At 69.6% G+C, this 17,923-nt stretch carries 16 protein-coding genes; 9 read left to right on the top strand and 7 right to left on the bottom strand.

All coding sequences use genetic code 11. From position 1 onward, the window contains the following. Positions 1-551: 551 nt before the first annotated feature. Positions 552-2,495 carry a chromosomal replication initiator protein DnaA gene (dnaA, locus tag MQV74_RS21205; protein ID WP_308402292.1) on the bottom strand — a complete coding sequence of 648 codons (1,944 nt, stop codon included), beginning with the start codon at positions 2,493-2,495 and terminating at the stop codon, positions 552-554. Positions 2,496-2,881: 386 nt separating this feature from the next. Between dnaA and rpmH the strand changes: the two genes are divergently transcribed. The 9 genes from rpmH to MQV74_RS21160 all read left to right on the top strand — a co-directional run bounded on the left by rpmH (position 2,882) and on the right by MQV74_RS21160 (position 9,978). Beyond that, positions 2,882-3,019: a 50S ribosomal protein L34 gene (rpmH, locus tag MQV74_RS21200; protein ID WP_003956500.1), complete on the top strand. Its 138-nt coding sequence runs from the start codon at positions 2,882-2,884 to the stop codon at positions 3,017-3,019. Between the two features lie 21 nt (positions 3,020-3,040). Continuing rightward, positions 3,041-3,412 carry a ribonuclease P protein component gene (gene rnpA, locus MQV74_RS21195; protein ID WP_078868812.1) on the top strand — a complete coding sequence of 124 codons (372 nt, stop codon included), beginning with the start codon at positions 3,041-3,043 and terminating at the stop codon, positions 3,410-3,412. Continuing rightward, positions 3,409-3,768, top strand: a complete 360-nt coding sequence (gene yidD / locus MQV74_RS21190; protein WP_242719909.1) for a membrane protein insertion efficiency factor YidD — start codon at positions 3,409-3,411, stop codon at positions 3,766-3,768. The genes rnpA and yidD overlap by 4 nt, the downstream gene beginning before the upstream one ends. A 3-nt stretch (positions 3,769-3,771) precedes the next feature. Continuing rightward, positions 3,772-5,085, top strand: a complete 1,314-nt coding sequence (gene yidC, locus MQV74_RS21185) for a membrane protein insertase YidC (protein WP_242719908.1) — start codon at positions 3,772-3,774, stop codon at positions 5,083-5,085. 14 nt (positions 5,086-5,099) lie between these two features. After that, positions 5,100-5,615, top strand: a complete 516-nt coding sequence (locus MQV74_RS21180) for a Jag family protein (RefSeq protein WP_144319902.1) — start codon at positions 5,100-5,102, stop codon at positions 5,613-5,615. 98 nt (positions 5,616-5,713) lie between these two features. Continuing rightward, complete coding sequence (gene rsmG / locus MQV74_RS21175) at positions 5,714-6,430, top strand: 16S rRNA (guanine(527)-N(7))-methyltransferase RsmG (RefSeq protein ID WP_172382858.1); 717 nt, start codon at positions 5,714-5,716, stop codon at positions 6,428-6,430. A 369-nt stretch (positions 6,431-6,799) separates the two neighbouring features. Beyond that, positions 6,800-7,873 (top strand): ParA family protein, encoded by a 1,074-nt coding sequence (locus tag MQV74_RS21170; RefSeq protein ID WP_138966787.1) that lies wholly within the window; start codon positions 6,800-6,802, stop codon positions 7,871-7,873. Next, a complete protein-coding gene (locus MQV74_RS21165) occupies positions 7,870-8,994 on the top strand; it encodes a ParB/RepB/Spo0J family partition protein (RefSeq protein WP_242719907.1) in 1,125 nt (374 codons plus the stop codon). The genes MQV74_RS21170 and MQV74_RS21165 overlap by 4 nt, the downstream gene beginning before the upstream one ends. Positions 8,995-9,360: 366 nt before the next feature. Further along, positions 9,361-9,978, top strand: a complete 618-nt coding sequence (locus tag MQV74_RS21160; protein ID WP_138960694.1) for a GNAT family N-acetyltransferase — start codon at positions 9,361-9,363, stop codon at positions 9,976-9,978. Positions 9,979-10,106: 128 nt separating this feature from the next. Here the strand turns inward: MQV74_RS21160 and trxA are convergent, their stop codons facing one another. The 6 genes from trxA to murJ all read right to left on the bottom strand — a co-directional run bounded on the left by trxA (position 10,107) and on the right by murJ (position 17,902). After that, positions 10,107-10,436: a thioredoxin gene (gene trxA / locus MQV74_RS21155; protein WP_138960693.1), complete on the bottom strand. Its 330-nt coding sequence runs from the start codon at positions 10,434-10,436 to the stop codon at positions 10,107-10,109. 45 nt (positions 10,437-10,481) lie between these two features. Then, on the bottom strand, positions 10,482-11,444 hold the full coding sequence (gene trxB / locus MQV74_RS21150; RefSeq protein WP_242719906.1) for a thioredoxin-disulfide reductase: 963 nt from the start codon (positions 11,442-11,444) through the stop codon (positions 10,482-10,484). 179 nt (positions 11,445-11,623) lie between these two features. After that, positions 11,624-12,640: a hypothetical protein gene (locus MQV74_RS21145; RefSeq protein ID WP_242719905.1), complete on the bottom strand. Its 1,017-nt coding sequence runs from the start codon at positions 12,638-12,640 to the stop codon at positions 11,624-11,626. Continuing rightward, positions 12,637-13,389 (bottom strand): RNA polymerase sigma factor SigM, encoded by a 753-nt coding sequence (sigM, locus tag MQV74_RS21140; protein WP_242719904.1) that lies wholly within the window; start codon positions 13,387-13,389, stop codon positions 12,637-12,639. Before sigM ends, MQV74_RS21145 begins: the two co-directional genes overlap by 4 nt. A 36-nt stretch (positions 13,390-13,425) precedes the next feature. Then, entirely contained in the window at positions 13,426-15,129 is a 1,704-nt protein-coding gene (locus MQV74_RS21135) for a protein kinase family protein (protein WP_242719903.1), read from the bottom strand. A gap of 118 nt (positions 15,130-15,247) precedes the next feature. After that, positions 15,248-17,902, bottom strand: coding sequence for a murein biosynthesis integral membrane protein MurJ (gene murJ, locus MQV74_RS21130; RefSeq protein WP_242719902.1), 2,655 nt, complete (start codon positions 17,900-17,902; stop codon positions 15,248-15,250). Between the last annotated feature and the right edge of the window lie 21 nt (positions 17,903-17,923).

Below are 17,923 nucleotides of genomic sequence, written 5' to 3'. Positions count from 1 at the left end.
ATTCAGCAGGGTCCCCTGTGGACACCGTTGGGACAACTTCCCAGTCCCCAGGGTGTGGAGAGCGAAAAGGCCGCAGATCTGTGGAGAACCCGGGTGAGGTGACCATGAATCGAACAGAAGATGACGAAGAGGTCGCGGTCGGCGGGGGGCATCGGGGGTCATCGAGGGGCGGAGAGCGCCGTACACAGCCGTGGGGACGGGTTTCAGCGGGCCGCCGGGCGGGTTCTGGCGGCGCTGAGGAGGGCGCTCCTGGAACCGGGAACGTGCGCCAGGGAGCTCGCCCTGCGGCCCAGCTGCGGCCCTGCTGCGGCTCTTTCGCGGCGCTTCTGGAGGCGTGCTCCCACCGCGTGGGCACGCGCCTGTGGCTGACCGTGGCCCGGCTGCCTGTGGTCGACCATGGCCCGGCTGCTCCAACGCCCCGCCGGGCCCCACCCCGTAGGCGATGGCCCACTACGTAGGTGATGGCCCACTACGTAGGCACACGAAAACGCGGCAGGGCGCCCCGGAGACGTGTCCCCGGGGCGCCCTGCCGTGGCGTATCGCCGTTGCTGTCAGCCGTTCTTGATGCGGTTGGTGAGCTCGGTGACCTGGTTGTAGATCGAACGGCGCTCGGCCATCAGCGCGCGGATCTTGCGGTCGGCGTGCATCACCGTCGTGTGGTCGCGGCCGCCGAACTGCGCGCCGATCTTCGGCAGGGAGAGGTCGGTCAGCTCGCGGCACAGGTACATGGCGATCTGGCGGGCCGTCACCAGGACCCGGCTGCGCGACGATCCGCACAGGTCGTCCACCGTCAGGCCGAAGTAGTCGGCGGTGGCCGCCATGATGGCCGTCGCCGTGATCTCCGGAGCCGCGTCCTCGCCGCCCGGGATCAGGTCCTTCAGGACGATCTCGGTGAGACCCAGGTCCACAGGCTGTCGATTGAGCGACGCGAACGCCGTGACGCGGATCAGCGCGCCCTCCAGCTCACGGATGTTCCGCGAGATGCGGGACGCGATGAACTCCAGGACCTCCGGCGGGGCGTTGAGCTGCTCCTGGACCGCCTTCTTCCGCAGGATCGCGATGCGCGTCTCCAGCTCGGGCGGCTGGACGTCGGTGATCAGACCCCACTCGAAGCGATTGCGCAGCCGGTCCTCCAGGGTCACCAGCTGCTTGGGCGGCCGGTCACTGGAGAGCACGATCTGCTTGTTCGCGTTGTGGAGCGTGTTGAACGTGTGGAAGAACTCCTCCTGCGTCGACTCCTTGTCCGCGAGGAACTGGATGTCGTCGACGAGCAGGATGTCCATCTCGCGGTAGCGCTTGCGGAAGCTGTCGCCCTTGCCGTCGCGGATGGAGTTGATGAACTCGTTGGTGAACTCCTCGGAGCTCACGTAGCGCACGCGCGTGCCCGGGTACAGACTCCGCGCGTAGTGCCCGATCGCGTGCAGCAGGTGGGTCTTGCCGAGCCCCGACTCCCCGTAGATGAAAAGGGGGTTGTACGCCTTCGCGGGGGCCTCGGCGACGGCGACCGCGGCCGCGTGCGCGAAGCGGTTCGACGCCCCGATCACGAAGGTGTCGAAGAGGTACTTCGGGTTCAGCCGCGCGGTGGGCTCCCCCGGGCCGGTCGCGGGCGCGGGCTGTGCGGCCAGCGGGCCGGGAGCGCCGCTCGACGCGGGCAGGGAGGTGCCGCCGTGGCCGACGGGGCCCGAGGGACCGCCAGGGCCCCCGTGCGGGCCTGCGCCGGAGCCCGCGCCGGAGGGCGGCTCGTGCCGCTCACGCCGGTCGTGGCGGTCGTGCCGCTCCTGCCCCGGCCGCTCGGAGAGCTGCTGCTCGTACGGCGAGCGCTCCTGCGGCGGCTGCGGGCGGTAGTCGTGCTGCTGCGGCTGCTGCCCCGGGCTCGCGTACGGATCCCGCTCGGGGAAGCCGAGGCGCGGCTGCTGCCAGCCGTAGTCGTCCTGCGGCTGCTGCGGCCATGCGCCGGGGCGCTGGTAGTCCGGGTACGCCGGGCGGGCCGTCGGCAGCTGGTCCGGGCGCGGTCCCGCGGAGCGCTCGTCCCCGGGGCGGCGGCCGTACGCGTCGTACGCGTCATGCCCCTGGCCGGAGGCGGCGGGCGGCTCCTGCCCCTCGTACCGGGGTGCGGGCTCTTCGTAGCGGGGCGGCTGCTCTTCGTAGCGGGAGGGTTGGTCCTCGTACCGCGGCTGCTGGTGCTGGACCGGCGGCGCGGGCGGGGTCTGCGGCTCGCCCACGGAGTCGTCGACCGTGATGGCGATGCGGATCGGGCGCCCACACTCCCGGCTCAGCGTCTCGCTGACGACCGGGGCGAGACGGCCCTCCAGGACGCCCTTCGCAAATTCGTTCGGAACGGCGAGGAGCGCGGTGTCGGCGACGAGCGCGAGCGGCTGGCACCGTCGGATCCAGTGCTCGTCCTTCGCCTCGACGCCCTGCCCCCGCCCTTCGCCAAGCAGCTGCTCCAGAACCCTTGGCCACACTGCGGCAAGATCGGCAGGTACGTCAGCCACAGGGCACGCTCTCTCACAGGTCCCACGAAGGTGTGGTTCTTGGGACGGGTCGGGACGGAAATCGGGAGGGGCAGGGGGAAGGGAACGAATCGGAGTTCAGCCACGGTAGTCAGGGCGACGGGTGCGGTTCAAGTTGTTGTCCACAGGCTGTGCACAGTGTCTCTCCCTGACGGCTGGTTTGACCGGATGGCGTAGCCCCGCGTACCGTAACCAGGTCGAGTTGTCGATGGCTGCTGCCGCCTGCCTCCGATGGGCAAAGATCACGGTCAGTGATTGTGAAGCGGTGCACTCGGTGCCTATACGCGAGCTTCTCCGAGCTTCTCGTGGGCGCACGGTGACAGCCAGGCGATACCCGCCACCACACGAGTCATTACTGGAGCCCCCGAGTGAGCAAGCGCACCTTCCAGCCGAACAACCGTCGTCGCGCGAAGACCCACGGCTTCCGGCTGCGTATGCGCACCCGTGCCGGCCGCGCCATCCTGGCGTCCCGCCGTAGCAAGGGTCGCGCCCGCCTGTCCGCCTAAGCGCAATTAGGTCATGACGTCGTGCTGCCTACCGAGCATCGGCTGAGGCGGCGCGAGGATTTCGCGACCGCGGTACGGCGAGGACGCAGGGCTGGTCGCCCTCTCCTCGTCGTCCATCTACGCAGCGGTGCAACGGACCCGCACGTGCCGGGGGAGAGCCTTCCCCCGACACGTGCGGGTTTCGTCGTGAGCAAGGCCGTGGGTGGAGCCGTCGTACGCAATACGGTCAAGCGCCGACTTCGCCATCTGACACGCGACCGGTTGGCCCTGGTGCCCCCCGGTAGCCTGGTAGTCGTACGAGCGTTGCCCGGCGCGGGCGACGCCACCTACGCACAGCTGGCCCAAGACCTGGACGCCGCCCTGCGGCGCCTCCTTGGAGGGGGCGCGCGATGAAGTACCCGCTGCTGGCGCTGATCAAGCTGTACCAGTGGACGATCAGTCCACTCCTCGGCCCGGTGTGCAAGTACTACCCGTCGTGCTCCCACTACGGCTACCTCGCCATCGACCGGCACGGTGCGGTCAAGGGAACAGCGCTCACTGGCTGGCGCATCCTGCGGTGCAACCCGTGGTCGCTAGGTGGTGTCGATCACGTTCCGCCGCGCAAGCGTCCGCGGTGGCACGAGATGCTGCGCGCTGCCTGGCGCGAACGCAAGGGCGGGCCCTCCGCCGCTGGCGTGCCGACCGGAGACCTCCCACCGGCTCCCCCGAGCCCGGCCGCCGAGACCCCGTCCCATGCTCAAGGAGCCTGATTAGTGGACACGATTGCCGGTTTCTTCAGCTTCATCACGACACCCGTCTCCTGGGTCATCGTGCAGTTCCACAAACTGTACGGTGCGATCTTCGGCCCTGACACGGGCTGGGCCTGGGGCCTGTCGATCGTGTCCCTGGTGATCCTGATCCGCATCTGCCTGATCCCGCTCTTCGTGAAGCAGATCAAGGCGACCCGGGCCATGCAGACGCTGCAGCCCGAGATGAAGAAGATCCAGGAGCGCTACAAGAGCGACAAGCAGCGCCAGTCCGAAGAGATGATGAAGCTGTACAAGGAGTCGGGTACCAACCCGCTCTCCTCGTGCCTTCCCATCCTGGCGCAGTCGCCCTTCTTCTTCGCGCTGTACCACGTGCTCAACGGCATCGCGTCCAACAAGAAGATCGGCGTCATCGACCAGCAGCTGCTGGACAGCGCCCGTGACGCCCACATCTTCGGTGCCCCGCTCGCGGTGAAGTTCACGGACAGCGCCGACAAGGTCGCCTCGCTGGGCGCCTCGCTGACCGATGTGCGCGTCGTGACCGCGCTCATGATCATCCTGATGTCGGCCTCGCAGTTCTTCACGCAGCGCCAGCTGATGACGAAGAACGTCGACACGACGGTGAAGACGCCGTTCATGCAGCAGCAGAAGATGCTGATGTACGTCTTCCCCATCATGTTCGCCGTCTTCGGCATCAACTTCCCGGTCGGTGTCCTCGTCTACTGGCTGACCACCAACGTGTGGACCATGGGCCAGCAGATGTACGTGATCCGCCAGAACCCGACCCCCGGCTCCAAGGCCCAGGCCTCGTACCTGGAGCGCCTGCAGAAGCACATCACGACCGCCGGCAAGACCCGCAGCCGTGGCCAGGTCAGGGCCGTGAAGGCCATCGTCGCCAAGGGCCGCGACCGCAACGAGTACGAGCGGAAGTTCATCAACGGCCTGAACAAGGCCGGCTTCGCCGCCCAGGCCGACGGCACCGTGATCGTCAGCGACACCGTGGCCACCACGACCGAGGACGGTGCGCCCGCGGCAGCGCCCAAGCGGCAGCAGCCCAAGCGCCAGAGCAAGTCCAAGCGCCAGTCCGCCACCGCCGCCACGGGCGGCAAGACGGACGGCGGTGCTACGACCGACCCGGCCTCCGATGCCTCCGGTCCGTCGCTGACCAAGTCCGAGGACAGCAAGCCCCAGGGTGCCGCGGCCAAGAACAAGCCCGCCGGCGCCGCCTCGGGCAGCCAGCCCGGCCAGGGCACCCGCAGCAAAGCCAAGTCCGGACAGCGCAAGGGTCAGCAGCGGCCCAAGCACCCGTCCAAGAAGTAAAAGGAGTCCATCCCGTGACGGAAGGCACCACCACCTCCGCCGCAGCTGAGGCTGGCGACACCCTCACCCGCCTCGAGCAGGAGGGTGAGATCGCGGCGGACTACCTCGAGGGTCTGCTGGACATCGCCGACCTCGACGGCGACATCGACATGGACGTCGAGGCCGACCGGGCCGCGGTGTCGATCATCAGCGACGCCGGCAGTCGTGACCTGCAGAAGCTGGTCGGCCGGGACGGCGAGGTCCTGGAGGCGCTCCAGGAGCTGACCCGCCTCGCGGTGCACCGGGAGACCGGCGACCGCAGCCGCCTGATGCTGGACATCGCGGGATACCGCGCCAAGAAGCGCGAGGAGCTGTCCGAGCTGGGCGCCAAGGCCGCCGCCGACGCCAAGAGCTCCGGCGAACCGGTCAAGCTCAAGCCGATGACGCCGTTCGAGCGCAAGGTCGTGCACGACGCCGTCAAGGCCGCGGGTCTGCGCAGCGAGTCCGAGGGCGAGGAGCCGCAGCGCTTCGTCGTGGTCCTCCCCGCCTGATCTGTACGTCTCATCCCGGCCCCGTCTGTTCGCAGACGGGGCCGGTCTTTGTCAGCCTGATAGTCACTGACCCAGTGCGGTACGGAAGGACGGTCCCCGTGACGGAGGAAGCGGAGCTCCCCCCGGCGCCGGAGCAGGCGCGCGCGGTTTTCGGCGAGCGATTCCCGGACGCGGTCCGGTATGCGGAACTGCTCGCCGAGGCGGGAGTGCGGCGCGGCCTGATCGGCCCCCGCGAGGTTCCCCGGCTGTGGGAGCGGCACCTGCTGAACTGCGCCGTGCTGTCCGAGGTGGTTCCCGAGGGCGTGACGGTGTGCGATGTCGGCTCCGGGGCCGGACTGCCCGGCATCCCGCTCGCGCTCGTCCGCGAGGACCTCAAGATCACGCTCCTTGAGCCGCTGCTGCGGCGCACGAACTTCCTCAGCGAGGTCGTCGAGCTGCTGGGGCTCGACCACGTCACGGTCGTCCGTGGCCGCGCCGAGGAGGTCCTCGGCAAGCTGCAGCCCGTCCACGTCGTGACCGCGCGTGCCGTCGCTCCACTGGACCGTCTCGCTGGATGGGGCGTCCCGCTGCTGCGTCCGTACGGAGAGATGCTGGCGCTCAAGGGCGACACGGCCGAGGAAGAGGTCAAGGCGGCGGGCGCCGCCCTGAGCAAGCTCGGCGCCGAGTCCGTTTCCGTGGTGCAGGTGGGTGAAGGGGTCGTCGACCCGCTGTCCACCGTGGTGCGGGTCGAGGTGGGCGAGAGCCCCGGCGGTGTGCGCTTCGCTGCCAAGCGCGCCAAGGCCGCACGGGTCGGACGCGCCCGTCGCCGTCGCTGAAGAGGACGCCGTCGCTGAAAGGCGTCGGCGGCGCTGTCGATGAGGTGTCCGCCATGCCGTCGAGGTCTGTCGACCGCTGGTGGACGCGCGTTGACGTTCGTCGCTGATCCGTCCTGACGACGAGCCGTACTCCACAAAAGCTGTCAAACGTACGCGTACCGGGGTGTCGCACGAGCGGCACCCCGGTCGCCATGCATCGTGTTTCACGTGAAACGTCGCTCACTGCTGCATGGCATCATCAGTCGCGGTCGCGCTGCCGAACCTCGCGAGCGTCGGCCACTTGGTTCCCTCGATAAGGGAACGGAGTTGTCCACAGAGACGGATTCGTCCACAGAAGACCGGGCCTCGCTGGTTCACGACCCCGAAAGCATGGGAGGCTCTGTTCATTGCGAGCCTGTAGTCGAGGAGAGTGAATCCTTGCGGTCCGACGCCAACATCGCGGGACCGATGACCGATCCGGTCCCCGGTCCCCGTACCGAGTCGGCGGGGGAGGATGTTTCACGTGAAACACCGAGCCCGATGGACGACACCCCCATCGGTCGTGCTGCCCAACTGGCGGTGGAAGCTCTTGGCCGCGCAGGCGAGGGCCTGCCACGGCCCGAGCAGACCCGAATCATGGTCGTCGCCAACCAGAAGGGTGGAGTAGGCAAGACGACGACAACCGTCAACCTTGCCGCCTCACTGGCCTTGCACGGCGCGCGTGTTCTGGTGATCGACCTGGACCCGCAGGGGAATGCCTCCACGGCGCTCGGTATCGACCACCACGCCGAAGTCCCCTCCATCTACGACGTGTTGGTCGAGAGTAAGCCTCTCGCCGAGGTCGTCCAGCCCGTTCCTGATGTCGAGGGTCTCTTCTGCGCCCCGGCCACCATCGATCTCGCCGGTGCGGAGATCGAACTGGTGTCGCTGGTGGCTCGGGAGAGCCGACTCCAGCGGGCGATCCAGGCGTATGAGCAGCCGTTGGACTACATCCTCATCGACTGCCCGCCGTCGCTGGGGCTGTTGACGGTGAACGCCCTGGTGGCCGGTGCGGAGGTGCTGATCCCCATCCAGTGCGAGTACTACGCCCTGGAAGGCCTCGGTCAGCTCCTGCGCAACGTCGACCTGGTGCGGGGTCACCTCAACCCGAACCTGCATGTGTCGACCATCCTGCTCACCATGTACGACGGCCGGACCCGGCTGGCCTCCCAGGTGGCCGACGAGGTGCGCAACCACTTCGGCGACGAGGTGCTGAGGACGAGCATCCCGCGCTCGGTCCGCATCTCCGAGGCGCCCAGCTACGGCCAGACCGTGCTGACCTACGATCCAGGATCAAGCGGTGCCCTGTCGTACTTCGAGGCGGCGCGCGAGATCGCGCTGCGCGGAGTGGGCGTGCGGTACGACGTGCAGCACGCCCACACGGGCATCCAGAACGACCAGAACATGACGGAGGGGATCCAGTGAGCGAGCGACGAAGAGGGCTGGGCCGTGGCCTGGGCGCTCTGATCCCTGCGGCTCCTACAGAGAAGGCGACTGCGCCGACCACGGGTGGGGCGTCCACCTCGCCGACGGCCGTGCCCGTCCTCACCGCGGAGCGCGGGGTGGCGGCCGCCACCGTGGCTGCGCTTCCACAGAGTTCCCTTGCGCAGCCGCCCGTTCCGCAGGAGATGGAGGCGCCGGGCAGCGAGCCGGTGGAGGAACTGCGCAGCCCGGCCGGTGCGCACTTCGCCGAGCTGCCGCTCGACTCCATCACGCCGAACCCGAGGCAGCCGCGTGAGGTCTTCGACGAGGACGCCCTCGCGGAGCTGGTGACGTCCATCAAGGAAGTCGGACTTCTCCAGCCCGTGGTCGTGCGGCAGTTGGGCCCCTCGCGGTACGAGCTCATCATGGGCGAGCGGCGCTGGCGGGCTTGCCGTGAGGCGGGTCTTGAGCGCATCCCGGCGATCGTGCGGGCGACGGAGGACGACAAGCTCCTCCTGGACGCGCTCCTTGAGAACCTGCACCGCGCTCAGCTGAACCCGCTGGAAGAGGCCGCGGCCTACGACCAGCTGCTCAAGGACTTCAAGTGCACGCATGACCAGCTGGCGGACCGGATCGGCCGGTCCCGCCCGCAGGTCTCCAACACGCTTCGCCTCCTGAAGCTGTCGCCGAAGGTGCAGAACAGGGTCGCCGCCGGAGTGCTGTCCGCGGGCCATGCCCGGGCGCTGCTGTCCGTCGAGGACCAGGAGGAGCAGGACCGTCTCGCGTACCGGATCGTGGCCGAGGGGCTGTCGGTGCGGGCCGTCGAGGAGATCGTGACTCTCATGGGGTCGCGGCCGCAGACCAAGCCGAAGGCCAAGGGGCCTCGTGCCGGGGCCCGGGTGTCGCCTGCGTTGACGAGCCTCGCCACGCGCCTCTCGGACCGGTTCGAGACGCGGGTGCGGGTCGATCTGGGGCAGAAGAAGGGCAAGATCGTCGTCGACTTCGCCTCGCTGGACGACCTGGAGCGGATCCTCGCCACGCTGGCCCCTGAAGAGGGCTCGGTTCTCAAGCGTGGTCTGGCCGATGCCGCTTCCGAGGAAGCCTCGGAGGGCGAGCAGAGCTGAGCAGCGATGGCGTCCTGAGAAGCCGCGCGTTCAGCCTGGGAAGGGGCAGACCGCTGTAGCCGAATGCTGTGACGCCTGTGAAAGCGGGCCGTGTCCGGTGTGTGCCGGAACACGGCCCGCTCTTTGCTTTCTTCCGGTATCGATGCAATCACATCGTGGATACGATGCGCTTGGGTATGGCGCATCCAGCTGACGGCACCTCTTAGGGGAGGCGGGGGCCATGCGATCGGTGAGCCGCACCGGACTGATGACCGCAGGGTTCGGCCTGGGCGCGGTCGGTGGCTTCGTCGGCAGCCTGCTCAGGGAACGGAGCACACTGACAGCTGCTCGTGGCGCCGCGGGCGAAGGAGAAGAGGAACCGCCTTCATGGGGCGACGGCTCGTACCGCTCACGCTGGACAACCTTCCGGACCTTCCCAAGCGTTGCCGTGCGTGTGTCTTCTGGGAGCTGGACCCGGTCAGCGGGCAAGCCGCGCTGAAGGCCGGGACACCCGAGCTGGAGAAGGAAGCGTGGATCTCCGCCGTCCTGCTGGAGTGGGGGTCGTGCGGTCGGGTCGTCTACGTCGATGACGTGCCGGTGGGTTTCGTCCTCTACGCTCCCCCCGCCTATGTGCCGCGGTCCACGGCCTTTCCCACGAGCCCGGTCTCGCCGGACGCCGTTCAGCTGATGACTGCTTGGATCATGCCGGGCTATCAGGGACAGGGACTTGGCCGCGTCATCGTGCAGACGGTCGCCAAGGATCTGCTGCGCCGGGGGTTCAAGGCCATCGAGGCCTTCGGTGACGCGCGCTGGGAGAAACCGGCCTGTGTCCTGCCCGCGGACCATCTCCTCGCCGTGGGCTTCAAGACGGTCCGTCCGCACCCCGCCTACCCGAGACTCCGGCTGGAGCTGCGGACGACGCTCTCGTGGAAGGAAGACGTCGAGCTGGCGCTGGACCGACTGCTGGGAGCAGTGCAGAAGGAGCCGGCCCTAAGGCCGCTCTAGACGGACGGGATATGCCGCGGATCGCGCAGCGGACAGACGAATGGGCCAGCCCCGAGGGGTTGGCCCATTCGTGTTTCACGTGAAACATCGCTCTCCGCCGATGAGGCGGACACCGATGACGTGGTGCCTTACTCGGCGATGAAGTCCGCGAGGTCGCGCTCGATGGCGGCCTTCGGCTTGGCGCCGACGATGGTCTTGGCGACCTCGCCGTTCTGGTAGACGTTCAGCGTCGGGATCGACATGACGCCGTACTTGGCGGCCGTGCCCGGGTTCTCGTCGATGTTGAGCTTGACGATCTCGATCTTGTCGCCGTACTCCTGCGCGATGGCCTCGAGCGACGGCGCGATCTGGCGGCACGGACCGCACCAGGCGGCCCAGAAGTCCACCAGGACGGGCTTGTCGCTCTTGAGGACGTCCTCGTCGAAGGAAGCGTCGGTCACGTTCTTCAGGTTGGCCACGGCGGGCTCCTCACATGGTGGTGCGGGTGGGGGAGGACGGGAGGGTCAGACGGCAGCAGCGGCCGCGGTCTCGCTGTCCGCGAGGGCGGCGAGGAAGCGCTCGGCGTCCAGAGCGGCGGCACAGCCGGTGCCCGCCGCGGTGATCGCCTGGCGGTAGGTGTGGTCGACGACGTCACCGGCGGCGAAGACACCGGGGATGTTCGTCCGGGTCGACGGCGCGTCGACCTTCAGGTAGCCCTCGCCGTCCAGGTTCAGCTGGCCCTTGAAGAGCTCGGTGCGCGGGTCGTGGCCGATCGCGATGAACAGGCCGGTGGCCGGCAGCTCGGACGTCTCGCCCGTCTTGACGTTGCGCAGGGTGAGACCGGAGAGCTTCTGCTCACCCTTGATCTCGGCGACCTCGCTGTCCCAGACGAACTTGATCTTCGGGTCGGCGAAGGCGCGCTCCTGCATCGCCTTGGAGGCCCGCAGGCTGTCGCGGCGGTGGACGACCGTCACGGACTTGGCGAACCGGGAGAGGAAGGTCGCCTCCTCCATCGCGGTGTCGCCACCGCCGATGACGGCGATGTCGTGGTCCTTGAAGAAGAACCCGTCGCAGGTCGCGCACCAGGAGACGCCACGGCCGGACAGCGCGTCCTCGTTCGGCAGGCTCAGCTTGCGGTGCTGGGAGCCCGTCGTCACGATGACGGCCTTCGCGCGGTGCACCGTGCCGGCCGTGTCCGTGACGGTCTTGATCTCACCGGTGAGGTCGACGGAGACCACGTCGTCGGGCACGAGCTCGGCGCCGAAGCGCTCGGCCTGGGCGCGCATGTTGTCCATGAGCTCCGGGCCCATGATGCCGTCCTGGAAGCCCGGGAAGTTCTCTACGTCGGTGGTGTTCATCAGCGCACCGCCCGCGGTGACGGCACCCTCGAACACCAGGGGCTTCAGGGACGCGCGCGCGGTGTAGAGCGCCGCCGTGTAGCCGGCGGGCCCGGAGCCGATGATGATCACGTTACGGACGTCGGTCACGGCTTGATTCCTCGTCTCTGGAGACTGCTGCGTACTGCTGGCGGGTGCCTGTCTCAGGGCTCTCACCCCACCCAACGGATCCTACGGGGCGTGCATTCCCCAACGTGTCCGAGCACACGGAAGCGCGGGCGCGGGACAGCAGGGCGAGATCCACACGTACCCGTCGGGCTGGGGGCCGCTCAGTTCCGGGCGTAGGACTCGGTGAGCAGTACCTTGCCGATGGTCTCGGGGGACGAGGACGCGTTCACACAGGCGGCATCGACGATATACGCGGACACCTTGGCGCTGTCGGACTCATGGGCCACGACGACGAGGTAGGCGCTCTTGCCTTCGTAGGTGCCCTGGTCCACGGCCAGCGGTGCCCGACCGTTGAGGCTCCGCTCGATACAGGCGGGCACCTCGACGACGTCATCGGGTGTCGTCGAGCCCTTCTTCGGGCCGTTCGGGCTGGACTGCGGGCCGACGCGTGTCTTGGGAGAGGCGGTGTTGTCGGCACCCGCGATCGACGGCTCTGCGGGAAGCATGTCGTTGACGCGGTCCTGGAGCTTGTCCTTGGAGAACGCGTCAGAGCTTGCTGTGCGGCCCGCCACGGTCTCCGAGCCCTCCGAGTCGCTTCCCCACGGATGGATCAGCAGTGCGCCCAGGCCCAGGGCGGCGGCGGTGAAGACGGCACCGAGGGCTGCCGTACGGCGACGCCTCCCCCGGAAGCGCCCGCCCCGGCCCGGTCCGGTGGCCGCACGAGCGTGACCGGACGGGCCATGGGTGCCGCTGCTGGCCGCGGCGGAGGCGGCGGGCTTGCTTGATGAGGCAGCCGCTTCGCTCGGCTCGGAGGCCGATGTTTCACGTGAAACATCGGCAGCGGGCTCGGCAACGGGTTCGCGTGCGGAGGCTTCCTCGGCCTCGCGGGCCGACAAGGAGGCGCCCGCGTCCTCGGTGACGGTGGAGTCCAGAAGCGCCTCAGCCGCCAGAGCCGCGTCGATCCGCTCCGCGACATCGGCAGGCATGCGCGAGGGCCCGGGCAGCGTGCCCAGCATGCCGCGAATCTCTTCGAGGGAGTCGTAGACGTCGGTGCAGAGCGCGCAGCCGTCCAGGTGCTGCCGTACGTCGTGGGTGCGGGACGGTGAGAGCAGGCCTTCGGTGAGGTCGGAGATCTCGGAGACGTCCGGGTGCCCAGCCGAGTCCGTCGTCGTGGTCACGCTCGCCCACCTCCGCCCTTCACTGCCGCTGAATCGCCGGGTTCCGTGCCTTGGGACGACCCCGTACGCGGGGGGTCCGCTGCCGGTGGGACGGTTGTCCCCTGCGTCCGGTTCCTTCCTGGGGCGGCCTTTTTTCCTTCGCCCGGGTTGCCGGGGCCGCTTTCGCCCGGTGGCTCCGTCCGTAGATGGGTCAACAGGGGCAGCAGTCTTGCTCTGCCCCGCGCGCAGCGGCTCTTCACCGTGCCGGTGGGGACGTCGAGCACCCGGGCGGCCTCGGCCACGGGGTAGCCCTGCATGTCCACCAGGACGAGGGCGGCCCGTTGGTCGGGCGGCAGCGTGCTGAGCGCGCGCAGGAGCTCCCGGTGCAGATCGCCGCGCTCCACCGGTGCCGCCGCGGACTCGTGCGGCTCGAGGAGCTGGTCCAGGCGCTCGGTGTCGTCGACGGGCGAGGTCTTCCGGGAGGCGGCCTTGCGCGCCCGGTCGAGGCAGGCGTTCACGGTGATGCGGTGCAGCCAGGTCGTCACGGCGGACTGGCCGCGGAAGGTGTGCGCGGCCCGGTACGCGGAGACCAGGGCGTCCTGGACGGCGTCCGCGGCTTCCTCGCGGTCTCCGAGGGTGCGCAGGGCCACGGCCCACAGCCGGTCGCGATGGCGGCGGACGAGCTCGCCGAAGGCGTCCTTGTCGCCGTCGACGTGGCGGGTCAGGAGGTCGTGGTCGCTCAGCTCACCGTGCACGGCGTCGTCCGCCACCCCGAACCCCCTCCCCCTGCCGAGACGCGCGGGCCCTCAGCCCTTGATGCCCTTGAACTGGACGCCCGAGATGCCCTGCCGGTAGCCGGCGCCACGGTACTTCTCGGCCGGGACCGACGGAACCGCCGTCACCCAGAGGAGTACGTACCGGGGCTTGGCCTTGGAATTCACCTTGATCTTCAAGGAGGAGCCGGTTGTCCTGCCCTCACCGATCTTCTTCATCGAGCCGACCGGCCCGGAAGGTGACATCGAGTCGGCGGCGTACAGCGAGATCGACGTGCGGTCTCCGCCGTACAGGAGCTTGATCGTCGCGTCCGTGAGCTTGTTCTCCGAGCCCAGGTCGTAGACGAGGCCCGCGCCGGGCTTGTACGGGGCCAGGGGCGGACCCTCGTTGTACGTCGCGGTGCGCCAGACCGTGGAGCCGCTCTCGGTGGACTGCTTGAACTCTCCGCCGAGGCCGCTCGCCTGGGTGTTCTCGATGGAGATCGGCTTGCCGGGCTTGGGCTTGTTCTTGTCGCCGCCGTCGGACGTCTGCGACGTGCCCGAGTCCCCCGACTTGTTGTCGTGGTCCATGAGGGCGTCCGCCAGCTGCCAGCTGCCCAGGCCGAGCGCGGCGATGAGCAGCGCCGAGACCGCCCACTTGAGAGCCTTGCCCGTGCGGCTCTGCAGCGGGGGCGGCGGGGCCTGGATGACCTGCGTGGAGCCCGGAGGCTGCGGACCGCGGCCGTACGTGCCCTGTTGGTAGGTCGTGCGCTGGTACTCGGGCGGCGCCGTGAAGGCAGGCTCCGGCGGGCGGATGCGGGGCATCTCACCGACGGCCTTCACCAGGTCGTCCGGCGTGGTGCAGGCGGGCTCCTGGCGGGACGCGGTCGCGCCGTCGTTGGCGAGCGCGCGCATGGAGAGCTCGGACAGGCCCCTGTGCACCCCGGCACGGACCTGGTCCGGCGCGATGAGGCCGACGCCCTTGGGCAGCCCGGAGAGGCCGTGTGCGTCGTTCTCGTACGGCCAGCGCTGGGTCAGGGCGGCGTACAGGAGGGCGCCGATGGCCTCCGTGTCGGTGCGCTGCGGGGTCTCGGAGGTGATGCCGCGCAGCGCGGCGTTCACGGCGAGGCCGCGGATGCGGTACTGGCCCGAGGAGGTGCGCAGCACGGCGCCGGGCGTCAGCCGCAGATGGGCGAGGCCCTCGCGGTGCGCGGCGGCCATGGCCTGGGCGACCTGGCTGACGAGCTGGTAGGCGTCGTGGGCCTCCAGCGGGCCGGAGGCCAGCAGGGTGGTGAGCTCCGTGGCGTCCGGAAGCCATTCGTGCACCACGTAGACGAGGTCGTTCTCCTCGACCGCGTCCAGGACCTGCACGAAGCGCGGGTCGCCCAGGAGCGCAGCGGAGCGGGCCGCGGCGAGCACCGAGCGCCCGCGGGGATGGTCGGCGGGCAGCACGTGCACGCCCACCGCACGGCGGAGCTTCTCGTCCACCGCGCGCCAACTGCTGAAACCGTCCAGACGGGTGACGCACTCCTCGAGGCGATAGCGTCTGGCGAGTTTGTGGCCGCTGTGCAGTTCTGGGGGCGTGGTCGCCCCGGGCGGACTCGAGGGCCCCTTCGTCTCCGCCGCGCTGTCGTCCGCCGTGTCCCGCTCCCGGGTCTGGGCCACCCCGTCGGCCGTGGACTGATCCGCCTTCGCGGTCAGCGGCTCGTCGCCGCTGTTGCCTGCCACGTCGACGGCAGCCGTGCTCCGTTCCGCCACCGTCGTTCCTGCCTCCCCATCCGTTGCGCTACGTCAGACGCCAAAGCCAATTGTGCCCACAGACCGCCGCTATGCACGACACGCGGTAGCCGCCGATGGTTGTGCGGACTGCCACGCCTCAGCGTCCCAGGCGCCCCCGTACCGTGCCGACCAGGGAGTTGAGTTCCTGGATGCGCAGGCGCCGCGCGACGAGGAAGAAGACGCCGAACAGTACCGCGCAGCCGACGACCAGCGCGGCCAGTGAACCGAAGACGCCCTGTCCCAGCGCCTTCGTGATCGCGTACCCGGCCGCGGCGCCGAGAATCGCGCCCGGCACCGAGGCGATCACGAGACGGGCGTACGTACGGACCACGTTCGCACCGTCCAGGTCGCCCCCCAGCCGCTTGCTTAGCCGTCGCCAGGCCACGCCCACCCCGATCGCGTAGGCGAGGCCGTACGAAGCGGCCATGCCTGCTACGGCCCAGCGGGCGGGCAGCACCATGTAGCAGAGCGCGGAGGCGGCGGCGTTGAAGGCGGCCACGATGACCGTGTTGTAGAAGGGGGTGCGGGTGTCCTCGTACGCGTAGAAGGCGCGGAGGACGACGTACTGCACCGAGTACGGGATCAGGCCGAGGCCGAAGGCCATCAGCATGTAGCCCATGCGGGTGGCGCCGTTGACGCCGGACGAGCCGAACATGAGCGTGCACATCGGGATGCCGAGCGCGACGAAGCTGAAGGCGATCGGCACGATCGCGACGGCGGAGGTGCGCAGACCCTGGGAGATGTCGTCGCGGACCGCTCCGGCGTCGCCCTCGTGGGCCGCGCGGGACAGCCGGGGCAGCAGCGCCGCCATCAGCGAGACGGTGATGATGGCCTGTGGGAGCCCCCAGATGAGCTGGGCGTTGGAGTAGGCCGAGAAGCCCGTGCCGTCCATGCCGGAGTGCTTGACCGCCGCGGTGCCCAGCTGGGTCACGACGATCGCGCCGGCCTGGTTGGCGAGGACGAAGAGGATCGTCCACTTGGCGAGCATGGCGGCCTTGCCGAGGCCCTGGCCCTTCCAGTCGAAGCGCAGACGCGGCTTGAAGCCCGTCTCCCGGAGGTAGGGGAACATCGCGAGCGACTGGACGACCATGCCGAGCAGCACGCCGACGCCGAGGAGGCGCACACCGTCGTCGGGGATCGACGTGACGCGCATGCCCGACTTCTCCGAGGTGCCGTACACCCACAGGAACATGCCGAGCGTCGCGATGATGACGATGTTGTTGAGGACGGGCGTCCACATCATCGCGCCGAACTTCCCGCGCGCGTTGAGGATCTGCCCCATGACGACGTGGATGCCCATGAAGAAGATCGAGGGCAGGAAGTACCGGACGAAGGTGATCGCGACTTCGTTGGCCGCCGGGTCACTGGCGACCGGTGTCGACAGCAGGTGCACCAGGACGGGCGCGGCGAACCAGCCGACCACGGTGAGGATGCCCAGCGCCACCATGACCAGTGTGAGGAGGCGGTTGGCGTACGCCTGGCCGCCGTCCTCGTCGTCCTTCATGGCACGCACGAGCTGCGGCACGAAGACCGAGTTCAGACCGCCGCCCACGGTGAGGATGTAGATCATCGTCGGCAGCTGGTAGGCGACCTGGAAGGTGTCGCCGAGGAGGCCGATGCCGAGCGCCGAGACGATCATGGCGGAGCGGACGAAGCCGGTGAGCCGGGACACCATCGTGCCCGCGGCCATCACGGCGCTCGACTTCAGCAGGCTGGACGCGCGGCCGCCGGACTTCGCCGCGGGCGCCGCGGGCACGGGCTCCGGTGCCGAGGCCGGGGCCGGAACGGAGGGGGACTCACCGGGCGGACGCGCGATGTCGTACTGCTGCGCGTCCTGGTACGGCTGACCCTGCTGATTCGGGTCCTGGTAGTAGCCGTCCGCCTGCTGGTTCGCGTACGGGGCGTTCTGGTGGTTCACGTACGGGGTGCCGCTCTGGGGGTAGTACTGGGGGTCGTTCTGCGGGTACGCGTGCTGCGCGCCGCCCTGCTGGTCGGCGTACGGGGCCGCGCCCTGCTGCTGGTAGGGGTACGCGCCGCCCTGGCCGGGGTAACCGGCGGCCTGCTGGCCCGGGTAGGCGGTGCCGCCCTGCTGGCCCTGGCCCTGGTACGCGGCACCCTGCTGGTATCCGGCGTCCTGCTGGTAGCCGCCGTGGGGCTGCTGGCCCTGGGCGGGGTAGCCGCCCGCCTGGTACGCGCCCTGGCTCCGGGGGTCCTGCTGGTAGCCGTCGCCCAGGTGCGGGTCCTGCTGGTGTGCTCCGGCGCGCGGGTCGGGGTAGCCGCTGCCCTGCTGGTCGCGGAAGAGGTGGGCGAAGGCGTCCGGCTGGTGCCGCTCCTCGCCGGCCTGGGTGACGAGGTCGTCGACGCCGACGTACTGCGTCGTGCGCGGGTCGTCGCCGTACGGGAGGTGCCGGGTGGCGCCGTCCGGCTCCGGGGGCGGCGTCTGGGCCCATACACGGGGGTCCGGGGCGTGCTGGGGCGACGGCGGCTGGGCGTAGAGCTGCTGGGGGTCCTGGTACGTGCCGGGCGGGGGCGGGGGGTGCGCGGCACGGTCGTAGAGCGCCTCGGCCACCGGGTCCTGGGCCGACAGGTCCTGGGCGCGGTAGGGGTCCTGAGCGTAGGCGTCCTGGAGGTAGGCGTCGGGCGCCTGCTGCTGTGGCACCTGGCCGTCCTCATGGGGCCCTGGCGGCGGGCCCCCGGCAGCGCCGGAGCCGCCCGCGCCCTGGCCGCGCTCACCGTCGTACGGCGCGTTCATGGTTTACCCCACCTCATGGTC

Origin of the sequence: Streptomyces sp. AN091965, from assembly GCF_022698285.1 — a bacterium.
In the GTDB taxonomy this organism is placed as follows: Bacteria; Actinomycetota; Actinomycetes; order Streptomycetales; family Streptomycetaceae; genus Streptomyces.
Note: the sequence above shows the minus strand (reverse complement) of the source record. Positions and strands in the feature narration are given on the sequence as shown.

Coding starts and splice junctions, on each gene's coding strand:
- yidD (WP_242719909.1), top strand. CDS start 3,409: ATGAAGTACCCGCTGCTGGCGCTGATCAAGCTGTACCAGTGGACGATC.
- MQV74_RS21170 (WP_138966787.1), top strand. CDS start 6,800: ATGGGAGGCTCTGTTCATTGCGAGCCTGTAGTCGAGGAGAGTGAATCC.
- MQV74_RS21160 (WP_138960694.1), top strand. CDS start 9,361: ATGGGGCGACGGCTCGTACCGCTCACGCTGGACAACCTTCCGGACCTT.
- murJ (WP_242719902.1), bottom strand. CDS start 17,902: ATGAACGCGCCGTACGACGGTGAGCGCGGCCAGGGCGCGGGCGGCTCC.